The organism is Streptomyces sp. NPDC023838, from assembly GCF_040639555.1.
GTDB lineage: Bacteria > Actinomycetota > Actinomycetes > Streptomycetales > Streptomycetaceae > Streptomyces.
Genome location: NZ_JBFAAD010000007.1, coordinates 222,933 through 236,592, shown reverse-complemented (window position 1 = coordinate 236,592; position 13,660 = coordinate 222,933). Strand labels below are relative to the sequence as shown.

Sequence of the window (13,660 nt, the reverse complement as noted above, 5' to 3'; positions counted from 1 at the left end):
CTGATCACCCGCTTCGTCGCGCAGTTGTTCCGGTCCCACGGCGTGGGGGGCGGCTTGCCGTCGCCCGTTCCGTCGTTACACTGTGACAGATGAAGCCCATTCGTCACAACCGTCGGGACGACGAGGCGGTGCTCGACGCCGCCCGGGACTGCGTGCTCGCGGTCGGCGTCCGCCGGACGACCCTCACCGACGTCGCACGCCGCGCCGGGGTCTCCCGCATGACCATCTACCGGCGCTGGCCCGACGTGCGCACCCTGGTGGGCGACGTCATGACACGGGAATGGGTGTCCGTCACCCTCGGCGACACGCCCAGGACGGACACCAGCCGCCCCGTGCGCGAGCAGTTGGTCGACGGGCTCGTGGCCGGGCTGCGCGCCTTCCGGTCGCACCCGCTGCTGTGCAAGATCCTCGACGTCGACCCGGAACTGCTGCTGCCCTACCTCTTCGACCGACGGGGGGCCAGCCAGGACGCGCTGCTCGCCTTCGTCCAGGAGGCGCTGGAGCAGGGGCACGCGGACGGCTCCGTACGCGCCGACCACCCGCTGCGCCAGGCCAGGTCGCTCTTCCTGGTGATCCAGTCCTTCGCGCTCTCGCTGCAGACCATGACCGACGCGGCGGACCCCGAACTCGCCGACGAGGCGTTCTACGACGAGCTCCGGCACATCCTTGAGAGGACCCTCGCCCCATGAGCCGTACCGAACCCAGCCCGGCCTCCTTCTCCCTCACCGCCGCCCGCCGGATCCGCGACCTGGACCGGCTGGCCGCAGGGACGACCGTCGACGTCCTGGTCATCGGCCTCGGCGCGACCGGCGCCGGAGCCGCCCTCGACGCCGCCTCGCGCGGTCTGTCGGTCGCCGCGATCGACGCGCACGACCTGGCGTTCGGCACCTCCCGGTGGAGCTCCAAGCTCATCCACGGCGGACTGCGCTACCTGGCCTCCGGGCAGCTCGGCGTCGCACACGAGAGCGCGGTGGAGCGCGGGGTGCTGATGGAGCGCACCGCCCCCCACCTGGTGCGCGCGCAGCCGTTCGTGCTGCCCCTCACCTCGCTGACCTCCCGGCGCAACGCGGCGCTCGCCCAGGCCGGGCTGCGCGCGGGCGACCTGCTGCGCGTCTCGGCCGGCACCGCACGGCGCACCCTGCCCGGCCCGCGCCGGCTCTCGGCCGTCGAGACCCTGCGGACCGCGCCCGGTCTGCGCCCGCACGGCCTGTACGGCGGGCTGCTCTCCTGGGACGGCCAACTGGCCGACGACGCCCGCCTGGTGACCGCCATCGCCCGCACCGCCGCCGGGCACGGGGCGCGCATCCTCACCCGCACCCGCGCCATGTCCGTCACCGGCTCCGGCGCCCTCGTACGCGACGAGCTGACCGGACAGGAGATCACCATCCGGGCCCGGGCGGTCGTCAACGCCGCCGGCGTCTGGGCGGACCAGCTGGTCGACGGCGTCAAGCTGCGCCCCTCGCGCGGCACCCACCTGGTGCTGCGGGGCAGCACCCTGCCCGGCCTGACCGCCGGACTCCACATCCCCGTACCGGGCGAGACCAGCCGCTTCGTCCTGGTCCTGCCGCAAGGGGACGGCCGGGTGTACGTGGGGCTCACCGACGAGCCCGTCGACGGGCCGGTCCAGGACGAGCCCACGCCCCCCGAGTCCGACATCGGCTTCCTGCTCGACATCCTCAACACGGCCCTGGACACACCGGTCCACCGCGACGACGTGGTGGGCGCCTTCGCCGGGCTGCGGCCGCTGCTCGACGACGCCCCGGACGACGGCTCGGGCAGCCGCACCTCCGACATCTCGCGGCGGCACGCGGTGCTGACGTCGAGCGAGGGCGTGGTGACCATCGTCGGCGGCAAACTGACCACCTACCGGCGGATGGCGCAGGACGCCCTCGACGCGGCGCTGGCCACCCGGGGCATGTCGGCGGCGCCGTGCCGCACCGCACGGCTGCCGCTGGTCGGCGCCGCGTCACCCGCCGAGCTCGCCGCCCTGCCCGTACCGCGCAGGCTGCTCGCCCGGTACGGCACCGAGGCCACCGCCCTGCACACGCTCGGCGAGGCCGATCCCCGGCTGCGCGAACCGGTGGCCGACGGGGTGGAGACCACCCGGGCCGAACTGTGCTGGGCGGTCCGGCACGAGGGCGCCCTCGACGAGTCCGACCTCCTGGACCGCCGCACCCGCGTCGGCCTGGTGCCCGCCGACCGGGCCGCGGCCCTGGAGGCGGCGCGCGAGGCGCTGGACACGGCGGCGCACGAGCCGGCCGGGCCCTGAGACCGGTCCGGTGGATCCTGCCCGGGACGCGGGCGTGGTCCTGGGCCGGTCCTGGGCCGGATGGAGCAGTGTGAAGGCGTGAAGCGGCGGGGCGTCTGATGCTGGGTCAGGGGAGACGGGCGAGCCGTACCCGGCCGCTGCCATGCCTTCAGGAGGCCCCACGTGGTGACACACCTGCCCGGACGCCGTGCCCGACTGCCGCTGGCCGTCGCCGCCCTGCTCGCCGCCGCGTCGGCCGGCGCGCTCGTCCAGCCCGCGCACGCCGGACAGACACCTCCGCCGCCGCGGGACAGGGCGCTGCAACGCGGCCTGGAGCGGATCGTCGGCGCGGTCGGCGGCCCGCCCGGCGCCATCGCCGTACTCCAGAGGGAGGGCCGGGCCGAGGTCTACCGGGCCGGCGTCGCGGACCTCGGGACCGGGCGGCCTCCGCGCCCCACCGACCACATGCGGCTCGCCAGCCTCGCCAAGGCGTACAGCGGGGCCGTGGCCCTGCGGCTGGTCGACCAGGGGCGGCTGACGCTGGACACCACCATCGGCAGACGCCTGCCGGGGCTGCCCGCCGCCTGGCACCAGGTGACACTGCGTCAGCTGCTCAACCACACCAGCGGACTCCCCGACTTCAGCGCCTCCCCCGAATTCCGCGCGATCCTGGGCGAGGACCCCCACCACGTCTTCGACTCGCGCAGGCTCCTCGACTTCGTCGCCGGTGAGCCGCTCGCCTTCCGGCCGGGCTCGCGCTACCAGTACTCCAACTCCGACAACATCGCGGTCGCGCTGATGGCCGAGGCCGCGACGGGCTGCCGTTACGAGGACCTGCTCAAGCGTCTCGTGTACCGGCCGCTGGGCCTGCGGGAGACCAGCCTGCCCCAGGGCTTCCGGCTGCCCGAGCCGTATCTGCACGGCTACGCGGTCACCCCGCCCGCCCCGCCCGAGGACGTCACCGAGCTCTTCGGCGCCTCGGGAGTATGGGCGTCCGGGGCCGTCGTGGCGACCCCGGAGGACCTGGGCCGGTTCATCCGGGGCTACGCGGGAGGAAGCCTCTTCTCCCCGCACACCCGCAAGGAACAGCTGAAGTTCCTCCCCGGCGGCGCGTCCGAACCCGCCGGCCCAGGCGTCAACTCGGCCGGCCTGGCGATCTTCCGCTACGCCACCCGCTGCGGCGTGCTGTACGGCCACACCGGCAACACCGCCGGATACACCCAACTGGCCGCCGCGACACCGGACGGAAAGAAGTCCCTCACGTTCTCGATCACGACCCAGACCAGCAAGACGGTCAAGCCCGCGCTTCTGGCCCAAGTACGCAAGGTCCAGGAGGACTTCGCGTGCGCGCTGCTGCGCCGCTGAGCGGTCGTACGGAACCCCGCGGGCCGCACACCCACCTCCATGGTGCCGGTGCGGGAGCGAGCCCGCCGGGCAGGAGAGCCCCGTTTGCGGGCGGGGCCGAGGGGGTCATGCTGGGAGGGAGCGCGCACCACGATCGGTGGTCCACGTGCCGGTGATCGACACGGCGACTGGCACGGAGGTCACCACCGTCCCCGTGGGCGACGTCCCGGTCGGTGCGGCGGTGGCTCCCGACGGCCGCCGCGCCTACATCACCAACTCCGGGTCGAACTCCCTGACCGCGCTCGACAGGGGCCTGACGCCGTCAAATTCGCGCGCGGCCCGCGTCGTACGTCCGTAACCTGCGGGTATGCAGATCCCGACCCACGAACTGACCGCTGCCGACCGCGAACTCATCGAGTTCGCCCGCGCCATCGTCGACGCGAACACCGACGGCGAGGCCGGCGTCCACACCATGGGCGCCGCCGTCCGCGCGGCCGACGGCACCATGTACGGCGGCATCAACCTCTACCACTTCACCGGCGGCCCCTGCGCGGAACTCGTCGCCCTCGGCAACGCACGCGCCTCCGGTGCCCGGGAGCTCTCGACGATCGTCGCCGTCGGCAACATGGGCCGCGGCGTCGTCGGCCCGTGCGGCAGGGACCGGCAGGTGCTCTTCGACTACCACCCGGACATTCGTGTGATCCTCCCGACGGCGCGGGGTGTCGTCGCCACTGTACGGATCAAGGACCTGATGCCGTTCGTCACGGCGTGGAGCCCCGACGAGGGCTCGAAGACGTACGACGGCGACCAGCCCGGCATGCCGTAGCCGCGCACGCCGAGCCTTTGTCGACGCCCGGCCACCCCGACGGGGGCGCTGACCCACCTACCCCGCGCTACGGCTACGCGGCCCAGAGCGAGCCACGCCGATGACGTGCCGGCAGTACGTCGACGGCGTCGGCGGCTTCAGCCGCGAGCACACCGCGGGCAGAGTTCACCAGCTTGCGGACGGCGTCGACTTGCGTCCGAAGCCGCTGCCGAGCGCGGCGCTCCTCACGTGTGGACTCCCATCTGATCGACCGACCTTTGTTGTGCCGTCCGAAGGAGTAGACCTCCACCCTTCGACGGACCGGGGACGGCCAGGGACGTCTGGCCTCGCGAGCTGCGTCGGCGAGACCGCGCGAGCTGTAGCGGAGATCGTGCAGAACCACGGAATGCCACGGACCCCCCGGTGAGCCGTCGGCTCTTCTCTGGGCGCGTGAGGCGGGAACGTGATGGGCGGTGCGTGCCACGGGACTCCCTGGGTAGCAGCGCCAGGTATCTCCTGGCGAACTACCTGAAGCCCATGGGCCCTGCCGAGCGTGCGTTTCCCATGCGCTCCACCCTATGGCACCGACACATGGCACGGCAGGGCCGTGGCGGTCCGGCGTAGTTGCTCACGCGGGCCGCCGAGCAACCCTCGTCACGCGCAAAGCGCCACCGGAACATACCCAGGCGCATACGCGCGCCAAGTCTCCCGCGAGATCCCGCCGCCCGACACCGCGCACGCCAGCGTCTCCCACTCTCGCAGGGCGAACGGCCAGCGCACCACCGCTGTCGCGCTGCCTTCCACCAACGCGCCGCCGGGGGACGAGGCGAGGGCGACGACGTCGCCGTCGGCGTAGCGCAGGGGGCTGCCGGTGGGGGTGCCCGTCGCCGGGTCCCAGAGCCGTACGGTGCTGTCCTCGGCGCCGGACGCCAGCAGCTCTCGGCCCCAGGTCAGGGATCGTACGGTGTCGGTGTGGCCGTACAGCGTACGCAGGGCGCGGCCGGAATCCGTCGCCCACAAGATGATCCGGCGGTCGTCGCTGCCGCTCGCCAGCATGTGGCCGTCGGGCGAGAACGTCAGCGCCGGGACGTATAGGTGATGGCCCATCAGCTCTACGGGTGGAGACGTGTAGCCCGTGTCTCCTCTCCACAGCAGTACGCGGGTTTCCTCCCCGTCGCCCCTTCCGACCGCCAGCTCGCCGTGGGGGCCCAGCGCCATCGACCTCACCTCGCCCGGCCCGCCGATCCGTACCGGCGGGCCGTTCGCACCGGTCGGCGTCAGGAGCAGCACCGGGCCGTCACGCCAGGCGGCCACGGCCGTGCCGTCCGGGGCCGCGCGTACGTCCACGGCGCCCGGGTGGCGTACCACCACGTGCTGTGCGCCCGTCCGGGGGTCGAGCTCGCGCAGCGCGCCGTCGTCGGTGAGCGCCAGCAGTGTGGTGGGGGAGCGCCAGGCCAGACCCACCACTGCCGGGCCGCCGGTGCTCCATGAGGAGGTGGAGGAGGCGCCCAGGAGGCGGATCCCGCCTTGGCCCGTTCCTACGGCGAGCGTGCCGTCCGGCCCGTACGCGAGCGCCGTGACCTGGCCGTCGAGCGCCGCCAGCGGATGGGACGCGGGGGAGCGACGGCCCGTCACATCCCAGGCCACCAGGCGGTGTTCACGGTTCAGGGCCACCAGTGTCCGGCCGTCCGTGGCCAGATCCTGGACCGCCGAGGTGGGAGGTCCGGTGCGGGTCGCACCCTGGGGCACCGGCGAGCCGCGGAGCACCCAGTCGTGCACTCCGCCCAGCTCGTCGCCCGTGTACACCACCCCTGTGAGCGGATCGGCCACCAGGGCCGTGGCCGTGGGGGCCGCCGCGGTGGAAGGGGAGTGCTTCAGGGCCCGCGTGCTCGCCCAGGCGGCGATCTGCGTGCCGTCCACCGCCAAGGGATGCCGGTCCGGGCCCAGCGCGAGCCGGATCCCGTAGGGCGCCGCGTGGAGTTCCGAGTCCGCCGCCGTCGCGTCGTCGGCAGCCGACACCCGTACCGCCACCACATGCCCGCTCGCCGCCACCGCGGCCACATGTCCATCCTCGTCCACGACGATCGCCGACACGGCCCCGTGCAAGCTGATCAGCGGAAGCGGCAGGGGTGGCCGCCCCGGCACCAACCGCCAGCGGGCGAGCCCGCCGTCCTCGGTGCCGGCCAGCAGCACCCCGGCCGACCCGTCCACCGCGACCGCCCGGACCCGTACGCTCGACGGCAACCGCACGCGCACAACCGCCTGTTCGCCGCCGACGTCCTGCAGCAGAACGTTCCCGGCCTCGTCACCGGACACCAAGTGGCCGGACCTCGTCAGAGTCACCGCCGTCACGGTGTCATCGTGGAGTGCACCCGCGCGGCGCACCTCCCGCCTGGTGAGCGGGTCGACCAGGCGTACGGTCCCGTCCGAGCAGCCCAGGACGACCGCACCCCGCGCCGTGAGCGCCGGGGCCAGCACGTTCGCAACCACACCGCCCAGGTCCGGGACCAGCGAGGCCAACTGGCCCTCGGGGGAGGCCAGGACGTTCACCAACGTCTCGCGCGTGGCCTGGGTGTCCCGCACCCGTACCCCGGCGAGCGCGATGAGGGCGGCGGCGTCGCGCCGCTCACCCGCCGCCGTACGCGCCTGGGCCGCCAGCCGCAGACCCTCGACGGTCCTCTTCGCGTCCTCGGTGATCCGCACCTGCCGGAACAGGACCGACGCCACGACCACCGCGAGCACCAGCCCGAGCACCGTGAACAGCTGGCGCCGGAGCACGACCTTCGTCTGTCTCTCGGCTTCTCTGGTGCGCTCCTCGGTACGGCGCCTGTCCGCTTCCGCGGCTCGCGAGGCCCGTACGAAATCACGCTCGGCCGGGTTGAGCGACCACCGGGCGCCGTCCAGTTCGTCGAGGCCGCGCAGCTGCCCGGGTGGCAGGAGGAACCCGGGATCCCGGCGCTCCTCCAGCCAGCGGCGCGTCTGGGCGGAGATCTCGTCCTGGAGACGCTTCGCCTTGACGTCCTCGGACAGCCACCGCCGCAGGAGCGGCCACTTCTCCAGAAGCACCTCGTGCGCGACTTCCAGCGTCGGCTCGGCCGTCCGCCGCTCGCGGTCGACGATCAGGAGTCTCGCCTCGACGAACGGGCGTACGGCCGCCAGCACCGCGGCCTCGCTGTCGGCCTCGGTGACCAGCTCCGCGGCGGGCGCCCGGTGCCGCGTCGGCCCCCCTGGGGGATGGCGGCCGAACGACGCAGGTTCCTGCTCCAATTGGGCCCCTATGGGCTTATTCGTTCTGCACCGAAAAGCTTGGCGCCTGGTGCGGAGAACCGGTGGACTTGCCGACGGCATTGAGCCGCCTTTACGGGGGTGGCTCAAACCGACGTCACCTTCAGGGGATGAGCCACATGGCCAGGCTTCACAGGACAAGACGCGTGCTGCTCGGGGTTGCCGCCGTGCTGACCGGGGGCGCCCTCGCCCTGTCCGGTGCCGGCACCGCGCAGGCGGCAGCCGGCCGGGCGCCCGCCCGCGTGCAGCCGATGGACGGCGGCACCTGTACCGGCAACTGGCACTACATCGGCAGCCCGGGCAACTTCTCCATGTACGGCAGCTACGCCGGGCAGGTGCAGCAGCTCTGGGATTCTTCCTGTAACAGGCTTCAGGCCCATTGGCAGTGGGCCGACTCGTTCCAGAAGGCCCATCCGTGGTCCACGGTCTGCGTCGCCATGGTCTCGCCCACCAGTGGTGTGGTCGAGCCATATGCGTGCGGCCAGACCGACAGGAAGGACGTCTTCGCCTGGGGGTGGGTGCACGACGCCAACCCGGACGACTGGCGCGCCGAGGCCAATATGTGGACGCCCGACCGCAACTGCTACAACGACGCCTGGGGCACCGACCACTGGTACGGCGGGCAGGACTGGGCCCCGCCCCACACCGGCGGCGGGTGCTGAACCAGCTGTCCGGAGCTACCGGACCGGGGCGCCCGGGTTTTCCCGGGCGCCCCTTCGCGTGTCAGACGGAGGAGTCGTCGAACGGTGCGGACATCACCGACGAGGACTGGCAGTACGAGATGACGCCGGTGCTCACCTTGATCTTGCAGACCTCGAAGTAGGCGGAGCTGATGTAACCGCCCGGCGAGGCGTACGTCGTCCACGACGCGGTGGCCTGGCCCGAGGGAATGGTGCGCATCCGCCACACGATCCGGCCGTTGTCGCCGTTGGTGATCAGGCGGGCCCCGATGGCGTAGCCGTCGCTCGCGGTGTCCTTGAGGCTGATGTTGATGGGGTCCAGGCTGTACGGCCGGATCCGCCAGCCGATGTCCATGTGACCCTCGAACGTCCAGTCCGTCGCGGTCACCGTGTCCGACGTGGTCGGCGTGGCGGCGGCGGCGGGCGTGGCGGCGAGCGGAACCAGCAGGGCGGCCAGCGCCGCCGCCGCGCCGGCGGCCAGGGTGTGCTTGAGACGCAAAGGAATCCCCCCATGGATCGAGCAGTCCGAGGTCAGTCGGACTGAGGTGCGAAGTATGCGGTGATCACTTCAGCGCCAGTTGGCTTGATCTGATGCACACTCAACTCGCGGTCGCGCTCCGCCTATTCCTCCTGGCAGCCGCCCGGAGCCGGCCTGGCGGGGAGGCGACAGTTTTACCCGTCCCTGATGGCATGCCCTGGTCAAATCTGCCAGGCTTTCCGGCAACCGCCGCCCTGGACCGCCCCGGGGAGGCGCGACAGAAATCTCACCGCAGCGATCGCACCAGCGATGCGCGCAGTCCGCGGCTGCCCTCCGGCGCACCCAAGCCGTCGGGCGGCCACCGAGCAGGCCGGAATCCCGGCCTCGTCAAAGGAGTTACGTGTGAGACCGACCCCCCACAAGGCCCTCGCCGCGGGCGCACTCGCCGTCGCCGCGCTGGCCGGTTTCTCGCTGTCCGGCACCGCGGCGGCAGCCGCACCCCAGGCGGCCCCCAAGGCCGCCGCCTGCACCCCCGCCCAGGCCGTCGCCAACGGCGGTTTCGAGAGCGGGACTTCGCCCTGGAGCCAGTCGCAGACCGGCCTGATCACCAGCCGCGCGGGGCAGAGCGCCCACGGCGGAACCACCTACGCCTGGCTGAACGGCGTCGGCAGCACCCACACCGACACCCTCAGCCAGAGCGTCACGATTCCCTCCGGGTGCAGCACTGCCACGCTCACCTTCTGGCTGCACATCGACACCGCCGAGACGACGTCGTCCACCGTCTACGACAAACTGACGGCGAAGATCGGCAGCACGACCCTGGCCACATACTCGAACCTCAACAAGAACACCGGCTACCTCCAGAAGTCGTTCGACGTGTCGTCCTTCGCGGGCCAGACCGTGAACATCGCCTTCACCGGCACCGAGGACTCCAGCCTCCAGACCAGCTTCGTCATCGACGACGTCGCCCTCAACACGTCCGGCGACACGACCCCGCCGGGTGACTCCACCCGTACGCCTGCCTCGCCCTCGTACACCGTCAACCTCAGCAGCAACACGAGCGGCACCGTCTGGACCGGCCACGAGAGCGCGACCTTCACCAACGCCTCCGCCACCCCGCTCAGCGAGGTGTACCTGAGGCTGTGGGACAACTACCACGGCACCTGCTCCGCCATGCCCATCACGGTCACCAACGTCACCGGTGGCACCGCGGGCTCCCTGTCGGTCGGCTGCACCGCCCTGCAGATCGCCCTGCCCACCCCGCTCGCACAGGGCCAGAGCGCCACGATCGGCTTCGACCTCGGCATCACCGTGCCCAGCGGCGCGGACCGCTTCGGCCATGACGGCGCGTTCAACAACATCGGCAACGCCCTGCCCGTCCTCGCGGTCAAGGACGGCTCCGGCTGGCACCTGGACCCGTACACCAACAACGGCGAGTCGTTCTACTCCCTGGCCGCCGACTTCAAGGTGACCCTCGACCACCCGACCTCCCTGCTGGTGCCCGCCACCGGCACCTCGACCGACACCCCCGGCTCCAGCGGCCGTACGGTCACCACCGCCACCGCTTCCAAGGTCCGTGACTTCGCCTGGGCGGCCGGCCCCTTCACCAAGATCTCCGGCACCTCGGCGGCCGGAACCGCGATCAACATCTACTCCGTCTCGGGCATCAGCTCCTCCGACGCCCAGTCGATGCTGAGCACCGCCAAGTCCGCCGTGGACACCCACGCGGCACGCTTCGGCGCCTACCCGTACGGCGAGCTGGACGCGGTGATCGACAACAACTACTGGTTCGGCGGCATGGAGTACCCCGGCTTCGTCCTCGACCTGGTCAGCACCACCGCGCTCACCCACGAGATAGGCCACCAGTGGTTCTACGGGATCGTCGGCGACGACGAGTACACCAGCCCCTGGCTGGACGAGGCGTTCACCGACTACGCCACCGACCTGGCGCTGAACAAGACGGGCAGCGGCTGCTGGAACAGCGTCTCCTGGGCGTCGTCCGCCGAGAAGATCACCAACTCGATGGCCTACTGGGACGCCCACTCCTCGCGCTACTCCACCGTCGTCTACGGCTACGGCAAGTGCGCCCTGCACGACCTGCGGCGCGTCCTCGGTGACACCGTCATGGCCAAGCTCCTGAAGGACTACGCCACTTCGCACTGGTACGGCGTCTCGACGACGGCCGAGTTCAAGGCCGCCGCCCAGGCCGCCACGACCACGGACCTGACGTCGTTCTGGACCCAGCACCGCATCGACGGCTGACACCACCGCCGCAGGTAGCTCTCGCCCGTCACGGCAGCGGCTGTGGCGGGCGAGGGCCCGTGTAGTGGGCGCTGGGGCGCATGCGCAGGGGCTGTTCCTCGTACTCCTCCAGCGCGTGCGCGATCCAGCCCGCCGTACGGGCCACCGCGAACACCGCCTCGCCCGCCTCGGCGGGCATCCCGCAGGCCACGCTGAACACGGCGAGCGCGAGATCGACGTTGGCGTGCAGCTCGGTGTGCCGGGCGGTCGTGGCGATCACGTCATGGGCCGCGGCGAGCGCCTCCTCGGCCTGCGGCAGCCCCGCGAGCAGCGTGAACAGGGCCTGGGCGCGCGGGTCTTCGCGCGGATAGAGGCGGTGGCCGAGGCCGGGCACCCGGCGGCCCGAGCGCAGATGGGCGGCGACCACGGGGGCCGCGCCACCGCGCTCCAGGACCTCGGCGAGCATCTGGTGGGCGAGCCCGCTGGCGGCTCCGTGCAGCGGCCCGTCCAGGGCGCCGAGCCCCGCCGAGACGACCGCGTACGGATGGGCGCGTGCCGAGGCCGCGACCCGGGCCGCGAGTGTGGACGCGGCCAGATCATGGTCGATCAACAGAGCCAGAGCCGTGTCCAGTACGTTGATCGACGCCTCGTCCGGGAGCCTGGGCGTGAGGCGGTGCCACAGCTGCCAGGCGAGCCGCTCGGCGCCCCGGTGCCGCTTGCCCGCCGTCGGCAGCGCTCCGACCAGGGTGGGGATCAGCATCCGGGCGCAGCCGAGCACCGCCGCCGGTTCCAGGTCGAAGCGGAGCGGATCGGCGGCCGAGACGGCGACCGCGGCGGCCCGCAGCCGGTCCATGGTGCCGCTGTGCGCGGGCAGCGCGCCGACCGCCAGCCGCGCCGCGTCGAGGAACTGCTGGGGCGCGGTGAACCGGGCGCCGCGCGGCAGCGTGCCGGTCCACACCCACTCCGCGACCTCCTCGAAGCCGTACGCCCCGGCGAGTTCGACGGCGTCGACCCCCCGGAAGTAGTAGCGGTCCTTGTCGATGAAGGTCAGGTTGGTACGGAAGTTCAGCTCGCCGCCGCGTGCGGCGGGCTCGCGGCGGGCGCTGCGCCGGGCCAGCGCGTCGACCTCCTTGGCGTCGAAGGTCGAGCCCCGCCCGCCGGGCGCCCGCTCGCTGCTCAGCTGGCCGCGGCTGACATACGCGTACACCGTCTCCGGCTTCACGCCGAGCCGTTCCGCCGCCTCGCGGGTGGTGAGTCGCGACTGATCCGTCATGAGGTCACCGTATCCAAGATCGATCAATGTTGATTCAATCAATATTGACAGCCATCTCGTCAATCATAGACAGTCGAATCAACGTTGAGGAAGGAAAAGAACATGCCGACCACCACCACGGCAGTGCCCCGCGGGCTCGCGGGCGTCGTCGTCACGGACACCGCACTCGGAGACGTCCGCGGCCTCGAGGGCTTCTACCACTACCGCCAGTACTCGGCCGTCGAGCTCGCGCAGACCCGCGGCTTCGAGGACGTATGGCACCTGATGTTCCACGGCGAGCTGCCCGATGCCACCGCTCGCGCGGACTTCCGCGCCCGCACCGCGGCCCTGCGCCATCTGCCCCGTGAGGTGAGCGACGCGCTGCCCGGCATCGCCGCGGCGGGCGCCGCCTCCGAACCCCTCGCCGGACTGCGCACCGCTCTCTCGCTGCTCGGCGCCGCCCAGGGATTCCGGCCGCTGTACGACCTCGACGCCGGCCGGCGCCGCGAGGACGCGCTGGCCGCCTGCGCAGCCGTCCCGACCCTGCTGACCGCGCTGTACCGGTTGGGCCAGGGGCTCGACCCCGTCGAGCCGCGCGACGACCTGTCGTACGCCGCCAACTACCTCTACATGATGACCGGTTCAGAGCCCGAGCCCGAGCGCGTCCGGGCGATCGAGAGCTACCTCATCTCGACCGTCGACCACGGCTTCAACGCCTCCACGTTCACCGCGCGCGTCGTCGCCTCCACCGGCGCGGACATGGCCGCGTCCCTGGTCGCGGCGGTCGGGGCGCTCTCCGGCCCGCTGCACGGCGGTGCCCCCAGCCGCGCCCTGGACACCCTCGACGCCATCGGCTCCCCGGACCGCATCGACGGCTGGGTGCGCGAGCGCGTCCTCGCGGGCGACCGGATCATGGGTTTCGGCCACCCCGTCTACCGCACCGAGGACCCGCGTTCGCGGATGCTGCGCGGCATCGCGGAGGGCTTCGGCGGCCCGCTGGTCGCGTTCGCCGTCGAGGTGGAGAGGGAGGTGGAGGCGATCCTCGCCGAGCTGAAGCCCGGCCGGGAGCTGCACACCAACGTGGAGTTCTACGCGGGCGTGGTCATGGAGCTGTGCGGGGTGCCGCGCGAGATGTTCACCCCGACGTTCTGCGCGGCCCGGGTGGTCGGCTGGAGCGCCAACATCCTGGAGCAGGCGGAGGACTCGAAGATCATCCGCCCGGCGGCCCGCTATGTGGGCCCGCCCCCGCCGCAGCCCGTACCCGCGCTCTGAGAGGCGGTGTCCCGCCCCTTCGGGGTTGCGGCGCGGCGGCACTCCTGCCGACGCC

Annotated in this window: 11 protein-coding genes; 8 read left to right on the top strand and 3 right to left on the bottom strand. The window is 72.3% G+C overall.

The window, feature by feature from the left end:
- Positions 1 to 89 precede the first annotated feature (89 nt).
- From AB0G17_RS12015 to AB0G17_RS11995, 5 genes are all read left to right on the top strand, one after another.
- Positions 90 to 689, top strand: coding sequence for a TetR/AcrR family transcriptional regulator (locus tag AB0G17_RS12015; protein ID WP_361379581.1), 600 nt, complete (start codon positions 90 to 92; stop codon positions 687 to 689).
- A complete protein-coding gene (locus AB0G17_RS12010; RefSeq protein ID WP_361379579.1) occupies positions 686 to 2,269 on the top strand; it encodes a glycerol-3-phosphate dehydrogenase/oxidase in 1,584 nt (527 codons plus the stop codon). Before AB0G17_RS12015 ends, AB0G17_RS12010 begins: the two co-directional genes overlap by 4 nt.
- 162 nt (positions 2,270 to 2,431) lie before the next feature.
- On the top strand, positions 2,432 to 3,613 hold the full coding sequence (locus AB0G17_RS12005; protein ID WP_361379576.1) for a serine hydrolase domain-containing protein: 1,182 nt from the start codon (positions 2,432 to 2,434) through the stop codon (positions 3,611 to 3,613).
- A gap of 145 nt (positions 3,614 to 3,758) precedes the next feature.
- Positions 3,759 to 3,950, top strand: coding sequence for a hypothetical protein (locus AB0G17_RS12000; RefSeq protein ID WP_361379573.1), 192 nt, complete (start codon positions 3,759 to 3,761; stop codon positions 3,948 to 3,950).
- A 9-nt stretch (positions 3,951 to 3,959) separates the two neighbouring features.
- Entirely contained in the window at positions 3,960 to 4,418 is a 459-nt protein-coding gene (locus tag AB0G17_RS11995; RefSeq protein ID WP_361379570.1) for a cytidine deaminase, read from the top strand.
- 633 nt (positions 4,419 to 5,051) lie between these two features.
- Here the strand turns inward: AB0G17_RS11995 and AB0G17_RS11990 are convergent.
- Entirely contained in the window at positions 5,052 to 7,664 is a 2,613-nt protein-coding gene (locus tag AB0G17_RS11990) for a WD40 repeat domain-containing protein (RefSeq protein WP_361379567.1), read from the bottom strand.
- A 137-nt stretch (positions 7,665 to 7,801) separates the two neighbouring features.
- Here AB0G17_RS11990 and AB0G17_RS11985 point away from each other — a divergent pair, with 137 nt between their 5' ends.
- Positions 7,802 to 8,344, top strand: coding sequence for a hypothetical protein (locus AB0G17_RS11985; RefSeq protein WP_361379564.1), 543 nt, complete (start codon positions 7,802 to 7,804; stop codon positions 8,342 to 8,344).
- Between the two features lie 61 nt (positions 8,345 to 8,405).
- Here AB0G17_RS11985 and AB0G17_RS11980 read toward each other — a convergent pair whose 3' ends face one another.
- The gene (locus AB0G17_RS11980; RefSeq protein ID WP_361379561.1) at positions 8,406 to 8,861 is read right to left on the bottom strand and encodes a hypothetical protein; all 456 of its coding nucleotides are present in this window, start codon (positions 8,859 to 8,861) and stop codon (positions 8,406 to 8,408) included.
- Between the two features lie 381 nt (positions 8,862 to 9,242).
- Here AB0G17_RS11980 and AB0G17_RS11975 point away from each other — a divergent pair, with 381 nt between their 5' ends.
- A complete protein-coding gene (locus AB0G17_RS11975) occupies positions 9,243 to 11,102 on the top strand; it encodes a M1 family aminopeptidase (protein WP_361379558.1) in 1,860 nt (619 codons plus the stop codon).
- Between the two features lie 28 nt (positions 11,103 to 11,130).
- Here AB0G17_RS11975 and AB0G17_RS11970 read toward each other — a convergent pair whose 3' ends face one another.
- Positions 11,131 to 12,354 (bottom strand): citrate synthase, encoded by a 1,224-nt coding sequence (locus tag AB0G17_RS11970; RefSeq protein ID WP_361379555.1) that lies wholly within the window; start codon positions 12,352 to 12,354, stop codon positions 11,131 to 11,133.
- Between the two features lie 102 nt (positions 12,355 to 12,456).
- Here AB0G17_RS11970 and AB0G17_RS11965 point away from each other — a divergent pair, with 102 nt between their 5' ends.
- A complete protein-coding gene (locus tag AB0G17_RS11965; RefSeq protein WP_361379552.1) occupies positions 12,457 to 13,605 on the top strand; it encodes a citrate synthase/methylcitrate synthase in 1,149 nt (382 codons plus the stop codon).
- The last annotated feature ends 55 nt before the right edge of the window (positions 13,606 to 13,660 follow it).